Here is a 25657-nt window from a genome sequence, read left to right on the forward strand (position 1 = left end):
AATGCCTACCTTCAAGCTCTGCTTGACGAAGCTCACAGGTGTTATGTCGGGTTACGCTGCGCTAACCCGACCTACGCGGCTTACGTTCCTTGCGCTGATAGGCCCTGTCTTTAATTAACTTCATTTCTTAAAGCGGCAATATGCGCATCGACATCATCAATTTCAGTGAAATCGGTCATGTCGCCTCGTTTGACTTTGGCCAAAGTTTGTAAGCAAAGGGTTTTGTCTATTTTCGAGTCCTGTTCGCTCAACAAGCCCAGCCTAAAGTAATGAATTAAATCGTATAATTCGACCAACTTGGCTTCAGGGATTTGTTCCAGTTCCTCAATAATATCGTCTTTTATCATAAATACCTCGTTATTCAGTCGAGCCGTTATTTTTCCAAATAAGTATAAGCTCGAAGCCCCGCCTCGAGTTCTTTTTCATATTCGTAGCGCTCTAGTTCGCCGATACCGCTTTGCGTTAGCTTTGCATGATAGGCTTCCTTCAATTCTTCGGGATTGATATGGACATAATCCAATAAATCGGAGACATGCTCGCCTTCTTGTAAATCAGAAAAATGATAGCCGTTAGCATCGAGTTCGATATTGATCGAATGCGTGTCGCCGAATAGATTATGCATATCGCCGAGAATTTCCTGATAAGCGCCGACCATGAAAAAACCGATAAGATAGGGTTCGTTCAAGTCGATTTTGTGAAGCGGCATCGTATTTTCGATATTCGGCCCATCGACGTAGCGATCGATACGGCCATCCGAATCACAGGTTAAGTCTTGCAGTACCGCGCGGCGGGAGGGTTGCTCGCCGAGACGGTGAATCGGCATGATCGGGAATATTTGGTCGATACCCCAAATGTCAGGCAACGATTGAAATAAAGAGAAATTGCAAAAGACCTTGTCGGCGAGCTTTTCATTAAGTTCTTGCAAAATCAACGCCTCGCTGTGGTTGTTCGGGTTCAGGTGCGTTTTGATTTGACGGAATAGCCGGACGTAATCGCGCTCGGCATCGGCGAGTTCGATCAGCCCGAGTTTACCTTGTACGAAGGCGCTTCGCGCTTCGCTTAGATTGAATTGGGCGTCGTGATAATGTTCGGCGATGTTGTGCGAAGAAATCGGCGTGTCGTGTACGTCGAGTTCGGTATCGATCGATTCGATATCGGTGACATTGCTGATTAGCACGGCATGATGCGCGGTCAATGCTCTGCCGGATTCGGTGATGATGTGCGGTTGCGTTAAACCGTGTTCGGCGCAGGTTTCGGCGAAGCTGCGTACGATGTTTTGCGCATATTCGTCGACGCTGTAATTGATCGAGCAGTCGCGGCGCGAACGGCTGCCGTCATAATCGACGCCTAGTCCGCCGCCGGCATCGACAGTATCGATTAACGCGCCTAAGTGGTGGAATGCGGCATAAAACTGTCCGGCCTCCTTGAGCGCGGTTTTGATATCGTGAATATTCGCGATTTGCGATCCCATGTGGAAATGCATCAGTTTCAGCGTGTCCAGCAGGCCTTCCTTGTCGAGACGCTCGACTAATTGCAGGACTTCGCCGGCGTGAAAGCCGAATTTGGATTTTTCGCCGCCGCTGTTTTGCCATTTGCCGGCGCTGATGCTCGAAAGCCGCACTCTGACGCCGAGCAGCGGCTTGATGCCCAGTTTTTGCGATTCCTGGAGAATCATTTCCAGCTCGGATGGTTTCTCTATGACGATATAAACCTTCAGGCCCATGCGCAAGCCGATCAAGGCAAGACGAATATAAGCACGGTCTTTATAACCGTTGCAGACGATCAACCCGGGCGACAAGGCTAGGATCGCCAGCAATTCCGGTTTACTGCCGGCTTCAAGGCCTACATTGCCTCCGGATAAAATGCCTTCGATGACTTTACGCTGTTGGTTGACCTTAATCGGATACACCGGCGTGTAATTACCATTGTATCGATGAGTCTTGCGGGCCTTGTCGAATGCGTCATGCAATTGCTTGACCCGGTTTTTCAGAATGTCGGTAAAACGTACTAACACCGGTAACGATAGATTTTTTTCGTTCAAGGTCTGAGCGATTTCGTATAAGTCCAGCTCGACATTTTGATCGGGGCAGGGTTTAACGGTCACTCGTCCGGCTTTGTTGATCGAAAAAAAGCCTTCGCCCCAATTGGCGATGCCGTAAGTATGTGCCGATTGTTCAATGGTCCAGGGTTGTTCAGGCTTGGCTTGCACAGGGCTTCCTCGATTTTAAGTATTGATTCAGAGTTGGAAATGGGTACGAATAATACGGATTTACACCGATTTTCTAATGCCGTGTACTCGTAAAGGCTTAGGCTTTGCAAAGTTATTGAAGCGACTCGCGTTGATGTCATAGGAAAACTAAGCGCAGGCCTTAGGATTTGGTCATAAATAACTTCCCTATTTTTGGAGGGTTCGGTTGCTCGATTGGCAGGTGTCGGCGGCAGGGAAAGCCGCCGTCAAGCCTACAAGGACGTATTCACGGCGTCCTGCCAGGCGAGTTACCGAACCCTCGACAAAGCTCATAACTCCAAGAAGTTATTTTTCGCGAAATCCTTAGTTATCGGTTTTCATGCGATAAATCGGCCTTATTCGAGCTGCTATTTTTTCTAGCTACTGAGTCATGAGCAAATTTCTAATATAATGGTGCCATTTTAAACGTTTCCAACAGGATTACCCAATAATGAACCCAACTGAATGGTTTACCGAACAAGCTCCCGGCGCAGGATCGGCGTTTTCGTTAAAAATCAAACGCAAGTTGCACGAAGAACAATCCGATTTTCAATTTCTCGAAATCTATGAAACCGAGGATTTCGGAAATCTGATGGTGATCGACGGCTGCACGATGGTCTCGACCCGCGACAACTTCTTCTATCACGAAATGATGAGCCATCCCGTGTTGTTCACGCATCCCGATCCGAAACGGGTCTGGATTATCGGCGGCGGCGACTGTGGAACTCTGAGGGAAGTTTTGAAGCATCCGGGGGTAGAAGAAGTCGTGCAGATCGACATCGACGAGCGCGTGACGCGGCTGGCCGAAATTTATTTCCCGGAATTATGCGAGTCGAACGACGATCCCCGAGCCGAGCTGAAGTTCATCGACGGCATCAAATGGGTCAAAGACGCCGCGCCCGGTTCGGTCGACATCATCATCGTCGATAGCACCGATCCGGTAGGACCGGCCGAAGGCTTATTCGGTGAAGCATTTTACCGAGATTGTTTGAATTGCCTGTCCGAAAACGGCATGGTCATACAGCAATCCGAGTCGGCCCTTTACCATTTGAATCTGATGCAAGCGATGCGCAATGCCATGAGCGCGGCCGGCTTCGAGCACCTGCAAACGCTGTTTTTCCCGCAATGCATTTATCCATCAGGCTGGTGGAGCGCGACGATCGCCGGTAAGGAAGCATTGAACGGTTTCAGGCAGGAGGATTCGGCGAATAAACCGTTTACGACCGAATATTACAACGTCGACATCCACCGCGCGGCATTGGCACAGCCTGAGTTTGTCAAACGGGCGTTCGGCGGTTGATGTATGCATGGCAAGGCGGGCAATAGAGTTGTCCGTCTTCAATACTAACAATGAATACGAACAAAAATCGCGGTGTCGGTTGCCTAACTTAGGATTTCGTGAAAAATAACTTCCTGGAGCTATGAGTCTTGTAGCGGGTTCGGTAACTCGCTTGACAGGACGCCGTGAACCCAGCACCTAAATTATCCAAGATAGTTAACCATATTCAATGGACTATGGAATTCATCCAGCACCTAAATTAGCCATGATATTAAACATAGCCAATGGGCTATGGAATTTAGGTGCTGGATTTAGGTGCTGGGTGAATACGTCCGTGTAGGCTTGACGGCGGCTTTCCCTGCCGCCGACACCTGTCAATCGAGCAACCGAACCTGCTACCGCGTATTAAAAATAGGGAAGTTATTTATGACCGAATTCTTATTCCCTTTCGTTATGTGTCTTGCGTCTCATAACTAATGTGCATATTATATGCGCATTAGTTATCGAGGAGATATGCGCATGCCCCAGGTCTTTGACACTCACGCCCCAAAAAAACCAACAAACGTCAGTATCAACAGTGATTTACTTGTTAAAGCGAAAGAACTAAAGATCAATTTGTCGGCAACCTTGGAAACAGCTCTAACCGAATTAGTAAACGCTCGGCAAAGAGAACTTTGGATGTGCGAAAACAAGAGTGCCATCGAAGCGTACAATCAATTGGTAGAGGATCATGGAAACTTTAGCGACGATTTGAGGAGATTTTAGTGGCTCAGTTCAGGGCTTACGAGAATTCAAACAAAGCAACCATGAAAGCCTACTCTTACCTTTTGGATATTCAATCCAACTTGCTTGACGAGTTACGGAGCACAGTCGTCATTCCGCTTTGCCCTACTAACCTTGCAGGTAAAGCTGCAATTACAAAGCTATGTCCAATCTTAAAAATTGATGGCAGATCTTTTATTGTGCTCACCCAGCAAATTGCCGGCATAGATCGAAAATATCTTGGTAAAGAAATTTGCGACCTTTCGCAGTATCGCTCTGAAATTATTGCCGCATTGGACTTCATCATTTCCGGCATTTAACGGCATAAAAGCCTAGGCGGTAGCCGGCACTAAATACTTTGCTGGAACAATGCGCACCGGATTTGATTTGATCGGTGGTTCAAAAAAAGCTATGTATGCGGTAATAGTCGAAAACACCCGCCTTTGTCGGAAGCACTTATAAATCCAAAGTGAATCGGTACGCTGCGCGTACCTAATGTCGGCACAAGGCACACATGAGTGCAAGTTAAACTACGGCTGATACTGCCGTGGTATGCACAGCGTACCCTACAGCCCTCTTAACGTGAGCATGGCCAAAAAAAGGCCGGTTGCCCGGCCTTTTTTCTTTGCTTATTTCAACAATCCCTGCAGCAGTTCGTTCAATTTATGTACGAATGCCGACGGGTCGTCCAATTGTCCGCCTTCGCTCAGGATCGCCTGGTCGAACAGGATGTTTGTCAGGTCTGAGAAGCGCTGATCGTCTTGTTCCTCTTTCAGGCGCGTGACCAGCGCGTGAGTCGGATTCAGCTCGAAGATCGGTTTGCTGCCCGGCATTTTTTGGCCGGCTTCTTTCATGATACGCTCCATGTTCAGGCTCATGCCGTAAACATCGCTGACCAGGCATGAAGGAGAATCGGTTAGACGGTGCGACAAACGCACTTCGCTGACTTTGTCTTTCAGCACTTCCTTGATTTGATTGACGACCGACTCGAAGTCTTTGTTGACTTCTTCCTGCTGTTTTTTCTCTTCTTCGTCTTCCAGTTTGCCTAAGTCCAGATCGCCTTTCGCGACCGATTGCATAGGTTTGTCGTCGAATTCGGTCAGGCTTGAGACCAGCCATTCGTCGATACGATCGGACAATAGCAGCACTTCGATGCCTTTTTTGCGGAAAATTTCCAAGTGCGGGCTGTTTTTCGCGGCCGCGAAGCTGTCTGCCGTGATGAAATAGATTTTTTCCTGGTCTTCTTTCATGCGGCCAACATAGTCTTCGAGTGAGACGTCCTGTTTTTCGCTGTCGGTGTGGGTCGAAGAAAAACGCAGCAATTTTGCGATGCGGTCTTTGTTACCAAAGTCTTCGATAATGCCTTCTTTGATGACATTGCCGAAATTGGACCAGAAGGTTTCGTATTTTTCAGCTTCGTTTTTAGCCAGGGCTTCGATCAGTCCCAGCACTTTTTTGACCGCGCCGGATTTGATTGTGCTGATTTGTTTACTTTGCTGCAAGATTTCTCGCGAGACGTTCAACGGTAGCGAATTCGCGTCGATTACGCCGCGGATGAAACGCAGATAACGCGGCATCAATTGTTCGGCATCGTCGGTGATGAAGACTTTTTTGATATACAATTTCACGCCATGTTTCGCGTCGCGGTCCCATAAATCGAATGGCGCGCGGGAAGGAATATAGAGCAATAGCGTATATTCGTTGGTGCCTTCGACTTTGCTGTGAATATGGGCAAGCGGGTCTTGGAAGTCGTGTCCGACGTGTTTGTAGAATTCGTTGTAGTCCTGTTCGGAAATATCTTGGCGAGCTTTGGTCCATAAAGCCGATGCGCTGTTGGCCGTTTCTTCCTCTATGCGAGCGGGGGCTGTTTCGTTGCCGTCGTCGTCGGTTTCAGCCGGAATTTCCTTGTCCATTACGATCGGTAATGAGATATGATCGGAGTATTTACGCACGATAGATCGCAGGCGCCAATCGTCGAGAAATTCGTCTTCGCCTTCTTTCAGATGTAGAACGATTTCGGTGCCGCGTTGCGGTTTGTCGATCGATTCCAGCGTGTATTCGCCTTCGCCGGAGGATTCCCAAAGCACCCCCTCTTCATGAGATGCGCCGGCCTTGCGGGTTTTCAACGTGACTTTGTCCGCGACGATGAACGACGAATAAAAGCCGACGCCGAATTGGCCGATTAGCTCGCTGTCTTTGGCTTGGTCGCCGGTCAATGATTCGAAGAATTGTTTGGTGCCGGATTTGGCTATCGTGCCGATATGTTCTTGAACTTCTTGACGATTCATGCCGATGCCGTTGTCGATCACGGTGATCGTGCGTTTATCCTTGTCGAATTCGAGCCGAATTTTCAATTCGCTGTCGCCTTCGTAGAGTCCGTCGTTGGATAAGGCTTCGAAGCGCAGTTTGTCGGCGGCGTCGGAGGCGTTGGAGATGAGTTCGCGTAAAAAGATTTCCTTATTGCTGTACAAGGAATGGATCATTAGGTGTAGCAAGTGTTTGACTTCGGTTTCAAAGCCTCGGGTTTCTTTTTTTGCTTCAACGGTCATGCTTGATTATCCTCTTATCGATTCAAAAGAAATTTGCATTTGATGTGGGGGCACTTGGATTTTTTTCAAGTCATGAGCTAGACACTTTAGAAACTATGGTTAAAATTGCTTTCATGAATCTGAATCTAAAGTCCAAAAAATTTCTGATCGTCGAAGATCTGGCTAATATGCGTAAAGCGATACGCGAATTGTTATATACGCTCGATGTGCAACATATCGTCGAAGCGGCCAATGGTCTAACTGCGATTGCCGCGATGAAAAGGGAGCGTTTCGATGTCGTTTTGTGCGATTACAATTTGGGCGAGGGGAAGAACGGACAGCAAGTATTGGAGGAAGCCAGGTTTCGTAAATTGTTACCTTACAATGCCATCTTTATTATGGTGACGGCGGAACAAAATCAAAGTATGGTCTTGGGTGCTATGGAGAGTAAGCCTGACGAGTATTTGACTAAGCCTTTTAACGGTCAACAATTACTGATGCGGCTGGAAAGAAATCAAACTAAAAAAGAGTTTTTCGCCGATATAGAACAGGCAATCGAGGCCGAAAATTATAGTCTGGCGATACAGTATTGCGATAGCAAGCTCCAAGAAGACAACCGGAAAATGCATTTGCATTTGCAGAAAATTCGTGCCGAATTGGCTGTTAATACCGGCGATTTTAAAAAAGCGGATAATATTTACCGCGAAGTGTTGGCCGCGCGAGAGCTTAATTGGGCACGTCTGGGATTGGGCGTTATCGCTTATTTGCAGAACGATTATGAATCGGCGATTGATGTTTTTCAGAAGCTAGTCGACAGTCAGTCGATGATGTTGGAAGCTTATGATTGGTTGGCCAAGGCTCATGAAGCAAGCGGCGATTATCTAAATGCCCAAGCCGCGTTAGATAAGGCGACCAATATTTCTCCGCAGGCCATTTTGCGGCATAAGAAATTAGCGACTTTAGCCGATAAAACCGGGCATCTGGAAATCGCCGAAAAGGCTTATCGATCGGCCGTCAATTTAGGCAAAAACTCCGTTCACAAGTCTTCCGGAGATTTTTCCGGGTTGGCCAAAGTCTATTCAAAGACCAATAATAGCGCCGCTGCGCTGAATACTCTGAAAGACATGCGCAAACAGTATGTCAACGACCCTGAAGCCGAACTTCGAGCGGCGGCATTGGAGACCGAAGTCTACCAGCAAATCGGTGATGAAGAAATGTCGGAGCAGGCTTATCGGACTGCGCAGGAGTTGTGCGAAAAGTTGGGTGATAAAATTCCGAATGACTTGCGCATGGATGTCGTTAAAGCGCATTATTTAAAGGGAAACGATGAGTCGGCGAACGCGATACTGGATCAATTGATCAAGAATAATATCGATGACGAACATTTTATCGGCAACGTCAAGGCAATGTTGGGTAGTATCGGCAGCGAGCACCATGCGGATGCATTGATTGCACCGATTAAGCAGGCCTTGATCGAAATCAATAACAAAGGGGTCGATCTGTTTAAGCGAGGGAAGCTATTGGAAGCGATGCGGGTCTTTGAAGAAGCGGCCGAGATTATGCCCGAAAATAAAACGATTATGATCAATATGATCAAGATTTTGATTTATGATTTGAAAAAATCGGGATTTAATCAACACAAATTTGCAAAGGCTCAAGACTTGATCAAGAAAGCCGCCAAATATGGCGTTAATCCGGACAAAATCGGGAATATGTTGATGCAATTGGAAAAAATGTCTGCCGTGAACGAATCCAAGGTCTAATGTCTACATCCCCCATCAATAATTTTCCGACGATTTTGGCCGCGTCGATTCATGACATCAAAAATTCGTTGTCGACCGCCCGCGAATTGATTGCACAATTAGCTAAGCTTGATGGTGTTGCAGAAACGCCTGAGTTTCGGCAGTTGGAGTTTGAAGCAACTCGTATGAATAGCAGTCTGATGCAATTGTTGATATTGTACAAAATCGATTCGTCGCTGTTTAGTCCGGTAATCGATGAGTATCAGGTCAAAGATATACTCGATGATGTGGTGGCTCAACAGAAGGGGGTGCTGGCTTTGGGTGGTATAGGCCTGATCGTTGAATGTGCTGACGACCTGTATTGTTATTGCGATAGTGGATTAATTAACACCTTGCTGAATTCGATCATTAATAACGCCCAGCGCTATTGCCGCAAAACGATTGTGTTGTCGGCTTATCAATCCGGCGATTCGGTTTGTTTTCAGGTCGAGGACGACGGCGAGGGTTATCCAGCGGAATTGATAGCGGATTTGTCGCATCCGGTTGCGAATGGGCCGGGTAATACCGGCCTTGGATTGTTTTTCGCGGCAACGATTGCCGAGTTGCATGGCAATGGAACGAAAAACGGTATCGTGCGAATCGATAACGACAGTCGTTTTGAGGGAGCTCGGTTTAGATTGTTTCTGCCATGACTTCGGCGCCTCCGATCAGTAGGCAGATTTGAGTTAGTGTATCCCAAGCGTTGCCCTTGGAAGCCCCTTTGATTCGCCGGTCAGCTTCCGTACTCATCAGCAGGGCTTTATTCAATTGCGCTAGTTTAAGGCGTTGTTCGGCTCCAAGGATCAAGCCCTTTCGGTTTTCCCATACGTGGGCGTTTCTGAGCGCCTGATCTTTGGAAAAGCCTTGATTTCGGGCGGTTTTGACCGATATTAGTAAACGGATGTCCCGGGTCAATGCCCACAACACAAGGGGTTCCGCAGTGCCTTCCGACTTCAAGCCTTGCAGCATTTTCAGAATGCGTCCGATTTTTCCGGCCAGCATTACATCGCAAAGATTAAAGACATCGTAACGCGAGCTATCCGCGACGGCCGATTCGATATCGTGTCGGCTCAGTTGTTTGGGGCCGTACAGCACAAAAAGCTTTTCGATTTCCTGTGCGGCAGCCAGCAAATTGCCTTCGACCCGGCCGGCCAATAGGCGCACCCCCTCTCGGTCGCCGGATAATCCTTTAGTCGCCATCCGTTTTTGCAACCAGTTGATGAGGTCTTGCCCTGATGGAGGCCATATTTGGATGATGATGCCAGCCTTATCCAAGGCTTGAGCCCATTTGGATTTTAATGAAGCGCTGTCGAGTTTGCCGGATGTGATGAGCAGTAATGTGTCTTCGGGCAGGCGTGAGCAATATTCGGTCAATGCTTTTGAGCCTTCCGCGCCGGGCTTGCCGGAGGGTAGGCGTAAATCGATGATTTTTTTATCGGCAAAAATACTGAATGAATCGGCGGATTCGCCGAGCGAAGCCCATTCAAAATGAGCGTCGACGGTCAACACTTCGCGGTTTTCGAATCCGGCTTTTTTGGCTGCGCGCCTTACGGCGTCGGCGGCCTCACCCAGTTGCAACGGTTCGTCGCCTGCAATCAAATAGACTGGCGCCAAATTTTTGTTCAGCGCCGCTTCGAGTTGTTCTGCTTTTAAACGCAAGGCTTAGGGACGAGCATGAAATAATTTCGACAAATTTTGGAAGGGGGGTTGGTGGCTCGATTGACAGGTGTCGGCGGCAGGGCAGATTTTTGCTCCTGCAAAATCTGCATTCACGCCATCCCTGGCGTTCAGATAGCCGCCTTTAAGGACGTATTCACGGCGTCTTGTCAAGCGAGTCACCGAACCGCCACAAAGCTTAATGCTTATGGAAGTTATTTTGTGCATATTCCTTACTAGTTATGAAGTTGGGTTCGTGCGAGGTCGAGAATTGATCGTACCGCTTGTTTGTACATTTCGTTAATAATGACTTGTTCCTCGTTGGCTTGAGCAATGACCGCTTCCTGGTCGTTGTAATATTCCCGGATAATTTCGACCGATTGATTGCGAGCCAAAACGGCTCCTTGATTATCCAAAAGTTCGTATTCCAATTTGTAATTTAATTCGAACTCGTTTGCTTTGCCGATGGAGCTTAGCGACAAAACGCGCCTATCCAGTCTTTCATTCAACGTATTAATCACCAACTCGGCTTGGCCGGCCGATTCGACGATGCGCACGGGAGACGATCTCAATGTCCGAGTAAAGTGGTCGCGCAGATTGCCCGAAGCCCCCTGTAGATAAACCTTATTGATATTGTCGGGGAGGTCAACCGTTCCTTGTAGTCGGTATCCGCAGGCGCTTAACGCCAATGTCAGTAAAATTAGCAGGGCTATTTTCAATCTCATACGCGACCTCGGTTCATACGACGATATTGACTAATTTATTCGGTACGACAATGACTTTTTTGACAGGTTTGTCTTCGATAAAGCGTATGACATTATCATCGCCGAGTGCAATGGCTTCAATTTGCGCTTTCGAAGCGCTGGCGGCCACTGAAATTTTACCGCGTAGCTTGCCGTTGACCTGCACGACGATTTCGAGCGTGTCGAGTTGCATGGCGTTAGGGTCTGTTTTGGGCCATTCGGTATCCAGAAGACTGCCGCTTTGTTCTAAATGTTCCCAAAGCCGCTGACAGATATGCGGAACGATAGGAGACAGCATCAGTACGATCGCGCTGAGCGCTTCTTGACGTATAGCCTTGGCGTTGTTCGAGTCGGTGGTAAATTTGGCAATGGCGTTTAAAAGTTCCATGTTCGCGGCGATCGCGGTATTAAAGGTATGTCGCCTGCCCAGGTCGTCGGTGACTTTTTCGATGGTTTGGTGCAGTTGCCGGCGAAGGTTTTTTTCATCGTCGGTCAATGCATTGCGGTCGAGTCCAGGCGTCGGAAGATCGTTTTGAACATGCTGATGGACCTGTTTCCAAAGACGGCGTAGAAAACGGAACGCGCCTTCGACGCCGCTGTCGGACCATTCGAGCGATTGTTCGGGCGGCGATGCAAACATGATGAACAAGCGTACCGTGTCGGCGCCGTATTGATCGATCAAGGCCTGCGGGTCGACCGTGTTGCCTTTCGATTTCGACATCTTGCTGCCGTCTTTCAGCACCATGCCTTGCGTCAGCAAGTTCTTGAACGGCTCGTCGGGTACCGGCATGCCCTCGTCGCGCATCAATTTAGTAAAAAAACGGGCGTACAGGAGATGTAGGATTGCGTGTTCGATGCCGCCGATGTATTGATCGACCGGCAGCCAGTATTTCGCGGCTTCGTCGACCATCGAGTCCGCCTTGGGGCTTGCGAAACGCGCGAAATACCATGACGATTCCATGAAGGTATCGAAGGTGTCGGTTTCGCGCCGGGCCGGTTTGCCGCATTTCGGGCAGTCGACATGCGAAAAGGTCGGATGCGCGACCAATGGCGATTGCGAACCGTCAAGCACGACATCGCGCGGTAATGTTACCGGCAGTTGATCTTCCGGAACTGGGATCGTGCCGCAGTCGTCGCAATAGATAATCGGAACCGGCGCGCCCCAATAGCGCTGTCTCGAAACGCCCCAGTCGCGTAGTCTGAAATTGGTTTTGCGGGTACCGCGATTTTCTTTTTCGAGTTTTTCGGCGATCGCGATGAAAGCTTGTTCGGAGGTCAAGCCGTCGAATTCAACCGAATTGCGCAGTATCCCTTTGTCGGTAAAGGCTTGTTCGGCGCAGCTGTCGTCGGAATCGTCGAGCGAATGAATGACCTGCTTGATAGCAATGCCGTATTTGTGCGCGAATTCGAAATCGCGCTGGTCGTGCGCCGGCACCGCCATGACCGCGCCGGTGCCGTAACCCATCAACACAAAATTAGCGATCCAAACCGGTACTTGTTCGCCGCTGATCGGATGCACGGCCTTGATGCCGGAATCGATGCCTTTTTTCTCCATGGTTTCCATCGCCGCTTCGGAGGTTTCCATGACTTTGCATTCCTCGACAAAGCGCGCGATTTCGGCATTGTTTTCGGCGGCTTTAAGAGCCAATGGATGTTCGGCGGCAACGGCCAAGTAAGTCACGCCCATCAAGGTGTCGGGGCGGGTCGTGTAGATTCTGAGTGCTTCGATTTCGCCGGGAACCGAAAAATCCATTTCGACGCCTTCGGAGCGACCGATCCAGTTAGCCTGCATCGTTCTGACCTGTTCCGGCCAGCCGTCCAGAGTTTCTAGGGCATGCAGCAATTCATCGGCATAAGCGGTGATTTTCAGGAACCACTGCGAAATTTCTTTGCGTTCGACCGGCGTGTCGCAGCGCCAGCAGCAGCCGTCGATAACCTGTTCGTTAGCGAGCACTGTCAGGTCGTGCGGACACCAATTGACCGGTGCGGTTTTTTTGTAAACCAAGCCTTTTTCAAACAGTTTCAAGAAAAACCATTGCTCCCAGCGGTAATAATCGGGATCGCAAGTCGCCAGTTCTCGGTTCCAGTCGTAACCGAAACCGAGACGTTTCAACTGGTCGCGCATGTATTCGATGTTTTCGTAGGTCCAGTCGGCCGGGTGAACGCCGTGCTGCATCGCGGCATTTTCGGCCGGCAAACCGAAAGCATCCCAGCCCATCGGTTGTAGGACGTTCTTGCCTTGCATGCGCTGAAATCGACTGATCACATCGCCTATCGTATAATTCCGAACATGGCCCATATGCAGTTTGCCGCTGGGGTAGGGGAACATCGATAGGCAGTAATATTTTTCGCGATTCGAGTCTTCATGGGCCGCAAAGGCGTTGGTGTCTTCCCAGGATTGTTGAATCGCTTGCTCGATTTCTAACGGCTTGTAACTTTCTTCCATCCTTCTCATCTTTTCCGGTCAAATATATTAGAATACAGTACACTTGTTTAAATCTAAAGCCTCATTTTAAGGAGTTCATCGTATGAGTGACAATAAATTAATTAAAGCCTATAACAATTTGATGGAACACCTTTATGAGGTGATGGATGACGGTATACATTCTTTGGCTCATGCGCTCGAACAAGCCAAGGAAAAGACCAGCGAACTTGGCGGTTTGACGCAGGAAGAAATTAATAAAGTATCCGATTACGTCAAGCGCGATGTCGTGCATGCGGCGCATTCGCGTAATGAAAGTGAGGATGATGACGATTTGTCCGAATGGCTGAAATTCGATATCGATTTACTCGAAAATTTCGCGCTGGAGGAATTTATGAGTTTGGCCGATAAAACTAGCGTCGAATTAGCCAAATTCAGGGCGATTGCCGAAGTCAATACCTATCATAGCGGTGAAATTGCCAGTCCCGGCACGTTTGTTTGCGATCAATGCAATAAGGAAATTTCGTTTAAAACGATCAGCGAGATTCCAAAATGTCCGGCCTGCGGAGCCGATACTTTCGTTCGGTGTTGATATTATCCTGTCAAACCTTATAATGCCGACTTTAACTATTTGATTTTATGGAGCATAGCATGCGCAGGGTCATTTTCAACCAGAAAGGCGGAGTCGGCAAGTCTACTATTTCTTGCAATTTGGCAGCAATCAGTGCGGTCGAAGGCAAAAAAACGTTAGTCGTGGATTTGGATATGCAAGGCAATGCGACTCAGTATCTACTGGGCGGAAAAGTCGCTAATTCGGATCAAACCATTGCCAAGTTTTTCAAGGATTGTTTAGGTCTCGGTTTGTTCGGCAGTAATAATCCGGGGCTTGAGGACGTGATTCATGAAACGCCTTTTCCGAATCTTTTTGTGATTCCTTCTCATCCTGAACTTGAGCCTTTACAAGCCAGGCTGGAATCCCGATACAAGATTTTCAAATTGAAAGAAGCCCTGGAAAAGCTGGAAGGATTCGATGCGGTTTATATGGATACTCCGCCGATCTTGAATTTTTATAGTCAATCAGCATTGATTGCGGCGCATAAGTGCTTGATACCCTTCGACTGTGATGCATTTTCCCGCGAGGCTTTATATACGTTGATGCAAGCCTTGGCGGAAGTTAAGGTCGATCATAATCCAGGGTTGGAAATCGAAGGCATTGTCGTCAATCAATATCAAAAACAAGCCAATCTGCCAAGGCAATTGGTCGAGGATCTGATTACCGAGGGTCATCCTGTGCTTGACGCTAAAATTTCACCGTCGGTAAAAATTAGGGAATCGCACAGCGAATCGAAACCGTTGGTCTATTATGCGCCGTATCATAAACTGACCGATGAGTTTCGGGCGCTGCACATCGAAATTACCGGCAAAGTTTGATCTCAGTATTTCGCGATAAATAGCTACCGCGCTATCGTATTGGAAAGCCATTATCCTAAATGCTGCAGTTTAACCATGAATTGCATGAAGTCTTTTAGCAGCTTGTCCTAAAATATTGAATCACCTTTTAGAAGGGCAAAAATGGTTTGAATAGGTAGATAAGTTATTGAATTAAATTATTATTCTTCATGGTGAAATGCTTTTTCTAGGTTTAAAAAAGTCTATAAAAACGGTAGGGATTCGTGTGTGCCGCCGTAGGATGGGTAGCAGCGAAGCGGAAACCCATCGCTTTGTTTGAGCGCAGGTACACGGTTGTGATAACGCAGCCATTCGCCAACCCCACGATTTATTGCAATGATTCTCTTGACGTTCCATGATGGGTTTCGCTCCGCTCTACCCATCCTACATTAGCTGCCTATCATACTTTCGTCGCCTTCTATCGGAGAGGCGTAATCAAGATCAAGCGACGATTGCCGCATTCAGTATTCCCTTTTGGTAATATTGGATCACATCTACATTATAGGTGTCAGGGCGTTCAATCTTACGAATGCTATAAGCATGACCGCTAGCATCCAAATCCAACTTCGAGAGATCGATCAAGCGTTCTTGGCGCGGTTGTTTATGTTCATCCAATAACAAGATGATTTTCGGGCGGATCTTGGCTTTCGGGTTTACCTCGACGACAATCCCGACTTCTCCGGTGTTCAATTCGACAACACTTCCAGGCGGGTAAATACCCAGGCATTCGATGAATTTAATCGTCAGCGAGGAGTCGAGATGCGAACCGGAATTTTTGGTTAATATACTGATGGCTTCGAGATGCGCGCGGCCGTTTTGATAAATTCTATCGCTGGTGATCGCGTCGTACATATCGGCAATGGCGACGATGCGTGCATAAGGTGTTATTTGTTCTGCTTTTAATTGGCGCGGATAGCCGGTGCCGTCCAGCTTTTCATGATGGGTATGAGCAACGTCGATGGCGCCGCCATACATGCCTGGCGAGGCCATCAATAATTTCCAGCCCAGCGTCGTATGACCTTGCATGATTTTCAGTTCCTCGGAAGTAAATTTTCCGGGCTTATTTAAAATTTCCAGCGGTATTTTCATTTTGCCCATGTCATGCATCATTCCGCACAAACCGACATGGTGCAATTCGGCTATCGGTAGATTGATATGTCTGCCTAACGCGATTGAGTAAATGCAAACATTCATGCTGTGCTGAGCGGTATATTCGTCGCGTTTTTTCAATTGCGTCATCCACATTAACGCATCGGGAGCATTGATAATGCTTTCGACGCATTCGGCGACGGCTTTTTTAGCGAGCTCGACATTGATGGTCTTGCCGAGGCGAACTTCCTCCATGAAGCTTTTGACTAAATTGCTCGTTTTATGATGAACATATTCGGCATTCTTGATTTCTTTGGCGAATGTCGAGCGTTTTTCGGGCGGCGTGTGTTTTTCCAAAAAATCCTTGGAGTAAGCTGTGCTCTTGGCATAGATTTGCGGGGTTTTCGATTGTTTCGTGACATCGATATAGACATAGTCGCATTGTTGCTGGACGGCTTTGACGTCGTTTTCGTTTTTCAGCTCGAAGCCTTGAAACAAAAAATTCGTTTCCAGCCAGGGGCGGTCGAGTTTCGAGACATACATGCCGACGCGCAAGTCCTTGACGTCTATCTTAAATAGGTCGATTGACGAGGCGAATTCGTTACTGCTCCAGTCAGTCATAATAGCTTCCTCTTTTGTATTGATCCCGCCGAAGATTATGAGTGCGGCGGTTGTATTTTATTTGAGTCGACATGCTTGCTATTAATAGAACAATGAGTACCGAGATCGCCGTAGTGTCTCCGGTTTTGGCATAGGGCGTCAGCCCTCCCATCGGCTCTATTATGCCGCTGATCGCCGCCGTTTCGAAAGGTATTGCTTGTTTAACGATGCCGCCCATTGGTGAAACAATGGCTGTTACACCGGTATTAGTGGCCCTCAATAGATAACGGCCGGTTTCGAGTGCGCGCATTCTGGCGATTTGCAGATGCTGAAAAGGCTCTATCGATTGTCCGAACCAGGCGTCGTTGGTAACGTTCACTAAAAAAGCGGCATCCGGCAATTTCGTTCGCGCTTCGTTGCTAATGGCGTCTTCATAGCAGATCGAGGCCGCAAACGGATATCCTGCCGCGATTGGCAACGTTTGATCGTCTCCACCCGGTGTGAAGTGTCCAAGACGCATGTTTAAAAAATCGAGAATTTTTCCGGACCAAGGTTGCAAGGGCAAATATTCGCCGAAAGGCAGTAAATGGTTTTTATGATAAATTCTTCGCTGTTTACCGAGTACTAATATCGAGTTGTATTTAACGTGAGGTTGATCGCCTTTCATAGGGAGACTGACGATGATGTCGCTGTCGCGTTCGATGGCTTCGCGCTCCAGTGGCTCGATAAAACTTTCTTCGACTTCGGAATAATAAGCCGGAATCGATGTTTCTGGCCAAACGATGATGTCGGAATACCAATGTTTTTCCGTTAATTCGCGGTATTTCCGTAACGTTGTATCGCGGTTTTCCGGCGCCCATTTTTGTTCCTGCGGAATATTGCCTTGCAATAAGCTGACGCGAATGCTCTCTCCGATTGAATGGGTCCATGAGATGTTTTTGCATAGGGCGCCGCTCGCGAAAAGCACGGCAATCAGGATTAGATTCGTCACGATGTGCCGTTTACCGTGACGGCATTGCAGCGCGAGGCCAGCGCTTAGAGCCATCAAAAAACCGGTACCGTACACACCGATGATAGGAATATAGCCCGAAAAGGGGGTATCGAGTTGCGAGTAGGCGATTTGCAGCCACGGAAAGCCGTTAAGAAACCAATTGCCTCGGATATATTCCACTAAAATCCAGATGCAGGGCGGAATCAAGCTATTGATAGCGTGGTTTGAACGACGAGCGATCGCGCTGGTTAAGTATCCGGTCAGTGCCGGGAAGAGGGACCAGACCGATACAAATAACAGCGTGATCAATACGGAACTCAACAAATCGGCTCCGCCATAGACTCGAACGCTGACGAATACCCATGAAACGCCGAAGCCGAATAAGCCCAAGCCAAACAAAAATCCCCGCAAGGCGGCGCGGGCGGGAGTTAATACCTCCCAAGACGCAAATATAAAAGCCAAGGCGACGAAGCCCAGATAGGCATGATCGAAAGGAGCGAAAGCCAGCGCCATTGCAATACCGGCGGCCGGCGCGAATAAGTCGCCGTAAAACCCTTTGAAAAAAGCGTTTAAATTGTGATTGAAAGCAGTTTCCGGCATGTTCATTCTTTACAATATCATTCATGAAGGCCTGTCCATCGCCCCGGCAAATGAAAGTTCGAGGCGTGGCGGAGGATGCGGCATTTTCGTTGCTGAGGTTTTGCATATCGAAAAATTAGATAAAGAGTTCAAATTTACGAGCTTTCACTGTAACTATTGAATATAAAAAGCATTTTTCGTATGTCCATCCATCGGAGAAAATCCAAACGATGAATTTAAGTCGCCGTGTATTTTTACAAGCGCTTACGTTAGCACTGTTGTCCTCGAATTGTTCGAAACAAAGGCGTTTCGGCGATTTCGACATCGAAGGCCTATATTCGGCACAGCCCTTCGGCAATGTCAGATTGCTGCATTTTACCGATTGCCACGCGCAATTGCTTCCTGTTTATTATCGGGAGCCTTCGAATAATCTTGCCGCCGGCGAAAGGCATGGGCGCGCGGTTCCTTTAGGCGGGCAGGCATTACTCGATTATTACCGGCTAAAATTCGGCAGCCCCGAAGCCCATGCCTTCACGCATTTACACTTTATCGAATTGGCCGAAATCTACGGAAAAATGGGCGGTTTCGCGCACTTGGCGACATTGATCGAGCGGATTCGGGGAGAAAGCGGTCCGGGCAACACCTTATTGCTCGACGGCGGAGATAGTTGGCAAGGTTCGGCGACGGCATTGTGGACGCAAGGGCGGGATATGGTCGCGGCGTGCAATCTCTTGGGCGTCGACGTGATGACCGGGCACTGGGAATTCACCTATGGCAGCAAGCGTGTATTGGAAAATCTCAAACAGTTTAACGGCGAGTTCGCCGCGCAAAATATTGCGTTGACCGATGCGGCCCGATTCGACAGCGATGATGATAATTCGTGTGTGTTCGAACCCTATGTCATTAAAACCTTGCAACACGCTCGAGTTGCCGTCATCGGACAGGCGTTTCCATACACGCCGATAGCCAATCCCAGACGCTTCATTCCGGATTGGCAATTCGGCATTCAAGAATACAATTTGCAAGGTGTTATCGACCGGATCAAAACCGATAAAACCGCCGATGTCATCGTACTGCTGTCTCATAACGGCCTCGATGTCGATTTGAAATTGGCGTCGAGAGTCAGTGGGCTGGATATTATTTTAGGCGGTCATACGCATGATGCCTTGCCGCAACCGGTGTTAATCGACAATTCAGGCGGCAAGACTTGGGTGAGCAATGCAGGCAGCCATGGCAAGTTTTTGGCGGTGTTGGATTTGGATGTTGGCAAAGGACGACTGAAAGGCTTGAATTATCGTTTATTGCCGGTATTCTCGAATCTGCTGCCGCCCGATCCTAAGATGCAACAATTGATTGAAATCGTTAGAAATCCTTATATCGATCAATTGACTCGTCCGTTGGCGACGGCTGACCGGCTATTATATCGGCGCGACCGTTTTCACGGTACTTTCGATCAATTGATTCTCGACGCCTTGCTGGAAGTTAGTGGTGCCGATATCGCCATGTCGCCGGGATTCCGTTGGGGTAATACGCTACTGCCGGGGCAAACAATTACGCTGGAAGACGTGATGAATCATACGGCGATCACTTATCCCGAAACTTACATGCGCTTCCTATTAGGACGAGAAATCAAAGCGATTCTCGAAGATGTTGCGGACAATTTATTCAACCGCGACCCGTATTATCGTCAAGGCGGCGACATGGTGCGCGTCGGCGGCCTCCGTTTTAATTGCGATCCGAACGAGGAAATCGGCCGTCGTATTTCCGGCCTTAGAATGCCGAACGGAAAGCCGCTTGATTCTGATAAAACTTATAAAGTCGCCGGTTGGGCTGGTGTCGGCGAACCGTCTTCGGGAAAACCGGTTTGGGAGGTTGTTGTCGAGTATTTGGAGGATAAGGTGAAAGGTGAAAGGGGGAGGATTTTCTAGCTTCCCGATACCAGCTAAGGGATTTGAGTTACGGGGCGATTGCAATCGATGCGAGCCTGGAAAGCCATATAGTGCCTCAAATCTCTTACATCAAGATTCTAAAACACCCAAAATATCGTATTCGCGCAGCACGACGAGTTCGGCGCCGCCGACTTTGACATCGGTGCCGGAATATTTGCCGATCAAGACCTTGTTGCCGACCTTGACCGTCATTGCGTGTTTATCGCCATTAGCAAACAATTTACCGTTGCCTAGCGCAATGACTTCGGCGGTGATAGGTTTTTCCTTCGCATTATCGGGAATCACGATGCCTCCCGGCGTGGTTTTCTCGCTTTCCAAGCGCTTAACGACGACACGGTCATGTAAAGGACGAATACTCATAAGAATGTGTACCTCATGAATCAATTTATAAATGAAATGAATGTTGAATAAAGTTTCATATCGCTGTTGACTAGTGCAGCTATTATTTTGCTATGACGAACTAGAGGATAGAATAACTTCTGATTCATCAGATAACCTTCCTATTCCAAATCATCATTGTAAAAATGGTACTGTGCTAGCTTCGACGCGAATTTAGGGGTGATTTTTTTGAATTTCAAGGCCGTTTTTTTAAATTTTTAGGCTCTGTTTCTTGAAAATTTATAGAAGGCGGCCGTTAACCACAAAACCTGTGGATAACTTTGTGCATATCTTGATGTCTGAGACGATAAAGCCGCATGTTTATTACAACTTTGTTAAATTGGTTAATTTTTATACAAAATGCGGTCAAATTATGATATCAATGACTTACATGCGTAATTGAAGACGTATCTGTATTTAAAATCCGCCTTACCGGCCAAATTAAAGCCAAGATAGAACAATGTGCATAAAAGCCCATGCCTAAGCCTTCCGCCTAGGCCCATTGAAGACTAGAACACCTCAAAGAATAACGAATGCCACACTAGCTCGAGGTACTAAGCAAAAGCGAAGCAGAAGAATAGTATGAGGAAAACCGAATATGGCAGCTAAAGAAGTTCTTTTTTCAGATGATGCGTGTCACCATATGTTGGCTGATGCGGTCAAGCAAACGCTCGGACCGAAAGGCTGCAACGTCATTTTGATCTACGATGGGTATAATGGCAGTGATTGATAGGACTGTATAAAAATTAGGAGCGCCTAATGGCTAAAATCAACCGATTATCACAGTTAGATCTTAATCAACACTACAGTTATGCCGATTATATGACTTGGCAGCTTGACGACATGATCGAGCTAATCAAAGGCAAAATCATGCTGATGTCGCCCGCGCCGAATGTTAAACACCAAGGCATCTCGGTTAATTTTACGCGGTTATTGGCTAATCATTTTCGTCATAAACCTTGCAAGGTATTTGCCGCGCCTTTCGATGTCCGGCTGTATGACAGAAAAAAATCGGTATTAACTAGCCAAGACATTCACACGGTAGTGCAACCTGATTTATGTGTCATTTGCAATCCCGAGCTATTAGATTCGCAGGGCTGTAACGGCGCGCCTGACTGGATTATCGAAATATTATCGAAAGGTAATGCCAAACGAGAAATGAAATTAAAATACGAAATCTATCAAGAAAGCGGCGTAACAGAATATTGGCTTGTTTATCCGGAAGAGCAAGCTATTTATCAATTTGTCCTAAACGATGAAAGACAATACCGCCTTAAGCACATGTATGCCAATGACGATATTGCCGTCCCGCATCTGTTCCCTGATCTACAACTTGATGTGAATGAAATATTTGACCTGTAAGCCGAAAATACCCGAAGCGACAAGCCGTTAAATTACGTTAGAATAACCTAACTTCCGATTTCTTAACGGCAAACGCTATGGACAACGATTTTTTTCTTTTCGATACCGAACGACTGCATGCCGTCGCGGCCGATGACCGCGTAAAGCAAGGTCTGGCCTATTTTTCCGAGAACCGTGTGTTCGATCTCGATCTTCATGACGGCATTTTGTCGGCACAGGTCGAAGATGAGGAGGCCGATTTGCCGTATTCTGTGGAGTTGTCCGAAGGCGTGGATATGCAGCTTAAGGTCGATTGTCACTGCGGCGATCATCAGCTGGTTTGCAAGCATGCTGTCGCGGCCTTGTTCGCTTTCGCCGATCAGTTCGGAGGCGATGAAGAGACTCTACTCGGTAGCGCGGTCGAGGAAGCGATCGCCGAACGCGTCAAAAAAGGCCGCAACGAAGTCCGTGTTAAATTGATCAGCGGCAATCTCGGTTTCGGCATTTGGCAAGCGTCGTCGATCCAATCGGCGACGCATTGGCAGCAAACCTATCAGGTGCAGATTCGCTCGCTCGATCAACGTATGAATTATTGCACCTGTCCCGATTTGGCCAGCAACCGACTCGGCACTTGTAAACATATCGAAGCGGTCTTGCATTATGCGAGCAAACAGCCCGACTATAAGAAACTGAAACAGGCCGGTTGTCCGGTGTCTTTCGTCTACCTATCTTGGGAATCGGCCACGCATCCGGTGCTGCGCTTACATCACAGCCCGCACATCGAAACGGATCTCGCCGAATTGCTCGTGAATTATTTCAATGCCGACGGCAGTTTCAAAGGGCGCTTGCCGGAGGATTTTTTCAGATTGTCGGAACAAGTCTTCGGACGAGAGGATTTGCAATTGGGCGACGATGCGGTGCGTTATGCCCGGCAATGTGCCGAGGATGCCGTGCAAGCAGAGCGAGGACGACAGATTGCTCAGGAAATTCTACGTGCGAATGGCGTGTTGCCTGGCATCAAGGCGCGTTTGTTTCCTTATCAAACAGAAGGTGTGGCGTTTTTGGCGTCGCGGGGCAGGGCGCTGCTTGCCGACGACATGGGGCTGGGTAAAACCTTACAGGCAATTACCGCGGCATCCTGGATGGCCGACAATCTCGGTATTCGGCGCGTCCTGATCGTTTGCCCGGCGTCGTTGAAATCGCAATGGGCGAGGGAAATCGAAAAATTTACTTCGCATACCGCCCGCATCGTGCAAGGCCCGGCCGAAAGCCGTTCGGTGCACTACCGAGCCGATGCCTTGTTTTTCATCGTTAATTACGAATTAATCTTGCGCGATCTTAGCGTCATCACAGAAACGCTGAAGCCTGATCTGGTGATTCTCGACGAAGCACAGCGAATCAAGAACTGGCGTACCAAAATCGCTTCTTCCGTTAAATTGATTCCGTCGCGTTATGTGTTCGTGCTAAGCGGTACGCCGCTAGAAAATCGTCTCGAAGACCTGTACAGCTTGCTGCAAGTGATCGATGCTCGTGTGCTGGGACCTTTATGGCGCTGTTTGCTCGATTTTCATGTGACCGACGAACGCGGCAAGGTGATCGGTTACCGTAACTTATCCGAATTAAGGCGTCGAATCGCACCGGTCATGTTGCGGCGCAATCGCAGCCTGGTCAGCGATCAATTGCCGGATCGGACCGAAGTGCGCCTGGATATTCCGATGACGCCTCAGCAAATCGAATTGCACGGATCTGCGCTGTCCGCGGCAGGTTATATCGCACAAATCGCAAAACGCAGGCCGTTAACGCCGAGCGAACAAAACCGCTTCATGGCGGCATTACAACAGGCACGCATGGCCTGTAATGCGGCTGGTCTTGTCGACAAGGAAACCGAGGGTTCGCCGAAACTCGACGAAATGGTGGGCATCCTCGAAGAAATCTGCCTCGAAAGCAGCCGCAAGGTGGTTATCTTCTCGCAATGGGTGCTGATGACAGAAATGGTCGAAGCGAGGGTCCGCGCGATGGGACTCGGCTGCGTGCGATTGCACGGCGGCGTGCCTAGCGAAAAGCGCGGCGAATTGATGGAACGCTTCGAAAAAGACGATTCGGTGCAAGTGTTCATTTCGACCGATGCTGGTGGAACCGGCTTGAATCTGCAATCGGCGACCGTGTTGATCAATCTCGACATGCCGTGGAATCCTGCCATACTGGATCAACGCATCGCGCGTATTCATCGTTTGGGGCAGAAGGAGAATGTGCTGATTTTTTTATTGTTATCCGAGGATTCTTACGAACAGCAAGTCGCGAAATTGGTGCAAAACAAGCGCGATTTGTTTGACAATGTCATCGATCCGGAAGCCTCCGAAGATGTCGTCGGCGTTTCGAAAAAAATGCTGCAAACGTTGATTGAAGGCTTGGCTGAACCGGCACCCCCCAAACCGGCACCCCCCAAACCTGGCGAGCAAATGCCGCCGCCTCTAATTGAGTTAGAAGAACGCCTCGAAACCGAAGCTGTCGAAAAACCGGAAAAGACGGACATACGACCGGAGCCGTTAGCTAAGGAAGATGAGTCCGATAGTGCGGTTCGGCGATTGATCGTAAACATTCAAGACCAATTCGGGTCGCGTATCGAACGTATTTTAGGCGCCGGCGGCGGTTTGTTGGTCGTGTTGAACCGGGTCGACGATACTGACGAAGAGGCCGCACGCGACCTGTCCGAGCCCGATGTGCCCGTGGCGGTGATCGATCGACGGACCTTGACCGGCTTGCAGCGTCTCGGAGCTGCTTCGCCGGTCGCGCAAACCGAAGTATTGTTCGAGCCTAGCGAGAGCGAAGCCGAACCGGTCAACCCGTTGCATCAATCGGCCGAAGACAAATTGAAATCGGCTGAATTGCTGTGGTCGCAGCATGCGAATGCCGGCGTGATGGACTTATTGACGGCGGCTTTATTGGCGAAAGCCGCGGCGGTCAGCGGTAAGACTCAGTCGCCACCGGCTGAACAGGCAACCGTTTGGCTGTACGGCGAATTATTGCCTCAACAGCTCGTCACGCAAGAACAAGCTGCCGCGTTTGCCCGGGTATTTTCGTTAGGTCACGCGCCTTCGGTGCCGGATGCCTTGATCGAGCAGTGCTTGACCGATGTGCGTTGGTTGTTTTCGGTATTGGCTTGATTGATAATTCTAAGCAGAAGGTGAGCGTTATGAGACTAAACACTGCTGAAAGCCGCTTGAGCGAAGCGGATTATCTGGAAGGCGAACGAGACGGCCAACTCCGGCATGAATTGATCGACGGGGTTGCCTATGCAATGACCGGGGCGAGCGATAAGCACAATAAAATAGCCGTCAATTTGACCTTTCAATTGATGGCGGCATTGAGAAAAAAAGGCTCCGGTTGTTTTCCTTATTCGATGGATATGAAAGTCAAAGTCCAAAACGACTTTTATTATCCGGATGTGATGGTGGTCTGCGACCGGCAGGATCACGAAAGCGACTATTACAAAACCCATCCGGTCGTCATTGTCGAAGTGCTGTCGCCGGGGACGCGGCGCATCGACAAAACCTTGAAACGCCAAGCCTACCAATCATTGGAATCGCTGCAGGAATATGTGCTGGTCGAACAAGATAAGGCAGAAATCGAAGTGTTTACGCGGCAAAGCGGCTGGCAGGCGGCATATTATTATCTCGGCGATACGATTCATTTTGAATCGATCGATGCGAGTATTTCGGTCGAGGATATTTATTATCAGGTCGATAACGACGATGTTTTGGCATTCATTCAGCAAAAACAGCAATCTTGAATCCATCGAGCCGCTTATTTTTTATGCAGAAAGCACTTATCGATTGACAGGTGGACATTCTTTGCTAGCATGGATATACAGTTTGTATATCTC

Annotated in this window: 21 protein-coding genes; 12 read left to right on the top strand and 9 right to left on the bottom strand. The window is 48.5% G+C overall.

Going from position 1 to position 25657, the window contains the following annotated elements:
- Positions 1 to 110 precede the first annotated feature (110 nt).
- Together ACINK7_RS03445 and speA are read right to left on the bottom strand one after the other, a co-directional pair.
- Complete coding sequence (locus ACINK7_RS03445; protein WP_404359905.1) at positions 111 to 347, bottom strand: hypothetical protein; 237 nt, start codon at positions 345 to 347, stop codon at positions 111 to 113.
- 26 nt (positions 348 to 373) lie between these two features.
- A complete protein-coding gene (speA, locus tag ACINK7_RS03450) occupies positions 374 to 2209 on the bottom strand; it encodes a biosynthetic arginine decarboxylase (RefSeq protein WP_404359906.1) in 1836 nt (611 codons plus the stop codon).
- Between the two features lie 469 nt (positions 2210 to 2678).
- Here speA and speE point away from each other — a divergent pair, with 469 nt between their 5' ends.
- From speE to ACINK7_RS03465, 3 genes are all read left to right on the top strand, one after another.
- Positions 2679 to 3527: a polyamine aminopropyltransferase gene (gene speE, locus ACINK7_RS03455; RefSeq protein ID WP_404359907.1), complete on the top strand. Its 849-nt coding sequence runs from the start codon at positions 2679 to 2681 to the stop codon at positions 3525 to 3527.
- A 498-nt stretch (positions 3528 to 4025) separates the two neighbouring features.
- On the top strand, positions 4026 to 4271 hold the full coding sequence (locus ACINK7_RS03460; protein ID WP_125218304.1) for a type II toxin-antitoxin system CcdA family antitoxin: 246 nt from the start codon (positions 4026 to 4028) through the stop codon (positions 4269 to 4271).
- A complete protein-coding gene (locus ACINK7_RS03465; RefSeq protein WP_404359908.1) occupies positions 4271 to 4588 on the top strand; it encodes a CcdB family protein in 318 nt (105 codons plus the stop codon). The genes ACINK7_RS03460 and ACINK7_RS03465 overlap by 1 nt, the downstream gene beginning before the upstream one ends.
- 309 nt (positions 4589 to 4897) lie before the next feature.
- On the opposite strand, the gene htpG is transcribed toward ACINK7_RS03465, so the two are convergent.
- Positions 4898 to 6817, bottom strand: a complete 1920-nt coding sequence (htpG, locus tag ACINK7_RS03470; RefSeq protein ID WP_404359909.1) for a molecular chaperone HtpG — start codon at positions 6815 to 6817, stop codon at positions 4898 to 4900.
- A 113-nt stretch (positions 6818 to 6930) separates the two neighbouring features.
- Here htpG and ACINK7_RS03475 point away from each other — a divergent pair, with 113 nt between their 5' ends.
- Positions 6931 to 8559, top strand: a complete 1629-nt coding sequence (locus ACINK7_RS03475; protein WP_404359910.1) for a response regulator — start codon at positions 6931 to 6933, stop codon at positions 8557 to 8559.
- Positions 8559 to 9230, top strand: coding sequence for a sensor histidine kinase (locus ACINK7_RS03480; RefSeq protein ID WP_404359911.1), 672 nt, complete (start codon positions 8559 to 8561; stop codon positions 9228 to 9230). The genes ACINK7_RS03475 and ACINK7_RS03480 overlap by 1 nt, the downstream gene beginning before the upstream one ends.
- Here the strand turns inward: ACINK7_RS03480 and holA are convergent.
- The 3 genes from holA to leuS all read right to left on the bottom strand — a co-directional run bounded on the left by holA (position 9211) and on the right by leuS (position 13422).
- The gene (gene holA, locus ACINK7_RS03485; protein ID WP_404359912.1) at positions 9211 to 10236 is read right to left on the bottom strand and encodes a DNA polymerase III subunit delta; all 1026 of its coding nucleotides are present in this window, start codon (positions 10234 to 10236) and stop codon (positions 9211 to 9213) included. The genes ACINK7_RS03480 and holA overlap by 20 nt on opposite strands.
- A 233-nt stretch (positions 10237 to 10469) precedes the next feature.
- Positions 10470 to 10958 (bottom strand): LPS assembly lipoprotein LptE, encoded by a 489-nt coding sequence (lptE, locus tag ACINK7_RS03490; RefSeq protein WP_404359913.1) that lies wholly within the window; start codon positions 10956 to 10958, stop codon positions 10470 to 10472.
- Between the two features lie 13 nt (positions 10959 to 10971).
- Complete coding sequence (gene leuS / locus ACINK7_RS03495) at positions 10972 to 13422, bottom strand: leucine--tRNA ligase (protein ID WP_404359914.1); 2451 nt, start codon at positions 13420 to 13422, stop codon at positions 10972 to 10974.
- Positions 13423 to 13504: 82 nt separating this feature from the next.
- Here leuS and ACINK7_RS03500 point away from each other — a divergent pair, with 82 nt between their 5' ends.
- Both ACINK7_RS03500 and ACINK7_RS03505 read left to right on the top strand, forming a co-directional pair.
- Positions 13505 to 13990 (top strand): zinc ribbon-containing protein, encoded by a 486-nt coding sequence (locus ACINK7_RS03500; protein ID WP_341326324.1) that lies wholly within the window; start codon positions 13505 to 13507, stop codon positions 13988 to 13990.
- A gap of 59 nt (positions 13991 to 14049) precedes the next feature.
- Complete coding sequence (locus ACINK7_RS03505; protein WP_014149818.1) at positions 14050 to 14829, top strand: ParA family protein; 780 nt, start codon at positions 14050 to 14052, stop codon at positions 14827 to 14829.
- Between the two features lie 459 nt (positions 14830 to 15288).
- Here ACINK7_RS03505 and ACINK7_RS03510 read toward each other — a convergent pair whose 3' ends face one another.
- Complete coding sequence (locus ACINK7_RS03510; RefSeq protein WP_404359915.1) at positions 15289 to 16557, bottom strand: HD-GYP domain-containing protein; 1269 nt, start codon at positions 16555 to 16557, stop codon at positions 15289 to 15291.
- Positions 16550 to 18127 carry an apolipoprotein N-acyltransferase gene (gene lnt / locus ACINK7_RS03515; protein ID WP_404359916.1) on the bottom strand — a complete coding sequence of 526 codons (1578 nt, stop codon included), beginning with the start codon at positions 18125 to 18127 and terminating at the stop codon, positions 16550 to 16552. The genes ACINK7_RS03510 and lnt overlap by 8 nt, the downstream gene beginning before the upstream one ends.
- Before the next feature lie 209 nt (positions 18128 to 18336).
- Between lnt and soxB the strand changes: the two genes are divergently transcribed.
- Positions 18337 to 20034: a thiosulfohydrolase SoxB gene (soxB, locus tag ACINK7_RS03520; RefSeq protein ID WP_404359917.1), complete on the top strand. Its 1698-nt coding sequence runs from the start codon at positions 18337 to 18339 to the stop codon at positions 20032 to 20034.
- 90 nt (positions 20035 to 20124) lie between these two features.
- Here soxB and ACINK7_RS03525 read toward each other — a convergent pair whose 3' ends face one another.
- On the bottom strand, positions 20125 to 20415 hold the full coding sequence (locus ACINK7_RS03525) for a co-chaperone GroES (RefSeq protein ID WP_404359918.1): 291 nt from the start codon (positions 20413 to 20415) through the stop codon (positions 20125 to 20127).
- A gap of 616 nt (positions 20416 to 21031) precedes the next feature.
- Here ACINK7_RS03525 and ACINK7_RS03530 point away from each other — a divergent pair.
- From ACINK7_RS03530 to ACINK7_RS03545, 4 genes are all read left to right on the top strand, one after another.
- On the top strand, positions 21032 to 21163 hold the full coding sequence (locus ACINK7_RS03530) for a hypothetical protein (protein ID WP_404361503.1): 132 nt from the start codon (positions 21032 to 21034) through the stop codon (positions 21161 to 21163).
- Positions 21164 to 21192: 29 nt separating this feature from the next.
- Positions 21193 to 21795, top strand: coding sequence for a Uma2 family endonuclease (locus ACINK7_RS03535; protein ID WP_404359919.1), 603 nt, complete (start codon positions 21193 to 21195; stop codon positions 21793 to 21795).
- Positions 21796 to 21872: 77 nt separating this feature from the next.
- Positions 21873 to 24938, top strand: a complete 3066-nt coding sequence (locus ACINK7_RS03540) for an SNF2-related protein (RefSeq protein ID WP_404359920.1) — start codon at positions 21873 to 21875, stop codon at positions 24936 to 24938.
- Positions 24939 to 24967: 29 nt separating this feature from the next.
- The gene (locus tag ACINK7_RS03545; protein ID WP_404359921.1) at positions 24968 to 25564 is read left to right on the top strand and encodes a Uma2 family endonuclease; all 597 of its coding nucleotides are present in this window, start codon (positions 24968 to 24970) and stop codon (positions 25562 to 25564) included.
- Positions 25565 to 25657: the final 93 nt, after the last annotated feature.

Origin of the sequence: Methylotuvimicrobium sp. KM1, from assembly GCF_044788715.1 — a bacterium.
In the GTDB taxonomy this organism is placed as follows: domain Bacteria; phylum Pseudomonadota; class Gammaproteobacteria; order Methylococcales; family Methylomonadaceae; genus Methylotuvimicrobium.

Bases quoted from the DNA above. Each gene is read 5' to 3' on its own strand.
- ACINK7_RS03525 (WP_404359918.1), bottom strand. From the start codon at position 20,415: ATGAGTATTCGTCCTTTACATGACCGTGTCGTCGTTAAGCGCTTGGAA.
- ACINK7_RS03535 (WP_404359919.1), top strand. From the start codon at position 21,193: ATGGCTAAAATCAACCGATTATCACAGTTAGATCTTAATCAACACTAC.
- lptE (WP_404359913.1), bottom strand. From the start codon at position 10,958: ATGAGATTGAAAATAGCCCTGCTAATTTTACTGACATTGGCGTTAAGC.
- ACINK7_RS03545 (WP_404359921.1), top strand. From the start codon at position 24,968: ATGAGACTAAACACTGCTGAAAGCCGCTTGAGCGAAGCGGATTATCTG.
- soxB (WP_404359917.1), top strand. From the start codon at position 18,337: ATGAATTTAAGTCGCCGTGTATTTTTACAAGCGCTTACGTTAGCACTG.
- lnt (WP_404359916.1), bottom strand. From the start codon at position 18,127: ATGCCGGAAACTGCTTTCAATCACAATTTAAACGCTTTTTTCAAAGGG.
- leuS (WP_404359914.1), bottom strand. From the start codon at position 13,422: ATGGAAGAAAGTTACAAGCCGTTAGAAATCGAGCAAGCGATTCAACAA.
- ACINK7_RS03500 (WP_341326324.1), top strand. From the start codon at position 13,505: ATGAGTGACAATAAATTAATTAAAGCCTATAACAATTTGATGGAACAC.
- htpG (WP_404359909.1), bottom strand. From the start codon at position 6,817: ATGACCGTTGAAGCAAAAAAAGAAACCCGAGGCTTTGAAACCGAAGTC.
- ACINK7_RS03510 (WP_404359915.1), bottom strand. From the start codon at position 16,557: ATGACTGACTGGAGCAGTAACGAATTCGCCTCGTCAATCGACCTATTT.
- ACINK7_RS03475 (WP_404359910.1), top strand. From the start codon at position 6,931: ATGAATCTGAATCTAAAGTCCAAAAAATTTCTGATCGTCGAAGATCTG.
- ACINK7_RS03540 (WP_404359920.1), top strand. From the start codon at position 21,873: ATGGACAACGATTTTTTTCTTTTCGATACCGAACGACTGCATGCCGTC.
- ACINK7_RS03505 (WP_014149818.1), top strand. From the start codon at position 14,050: ATGCGCAGGGTCATTTTCAACCAGAAAGGCGGAGTCGGCAAGTCTACT.
- speE (WP_404359907.1), top strand. From the start codon at position 2,679: ATGAACCCAACTGAATGGTTTACCGAACAAGCTCCCGGCGCAGGATCG.
- ACINK7_RS03530 (WP_404361503.1), top strand. From the start codon at position 21,032: ATGGCAGCTAAAGAAGTTCTTTTTTCAGATGATGCGTGTCACCATATG.
- ACINK7_RS03445 (WP_404359905.1), bottom strand. From the start codon at position 347: ATGATAAAAGACGATATTATTGAGGAACTGGAACAAATCCCTGAAGCC.
- ACINK7_RS03480 (WP_404359911.1), top strand. From the start codon at position 8,559: ATGTCTACATCCCCCATCAATAATTTTCCGACGATTTTGGCCGCGTCG.
- ACINK7_RS03460 (WP_125218304.1), top strand. From the start codon at position 4,026: ATGCCCCAGGTCTTTGACACTCACGCCCCAAAAAAACCAACAAACGTC.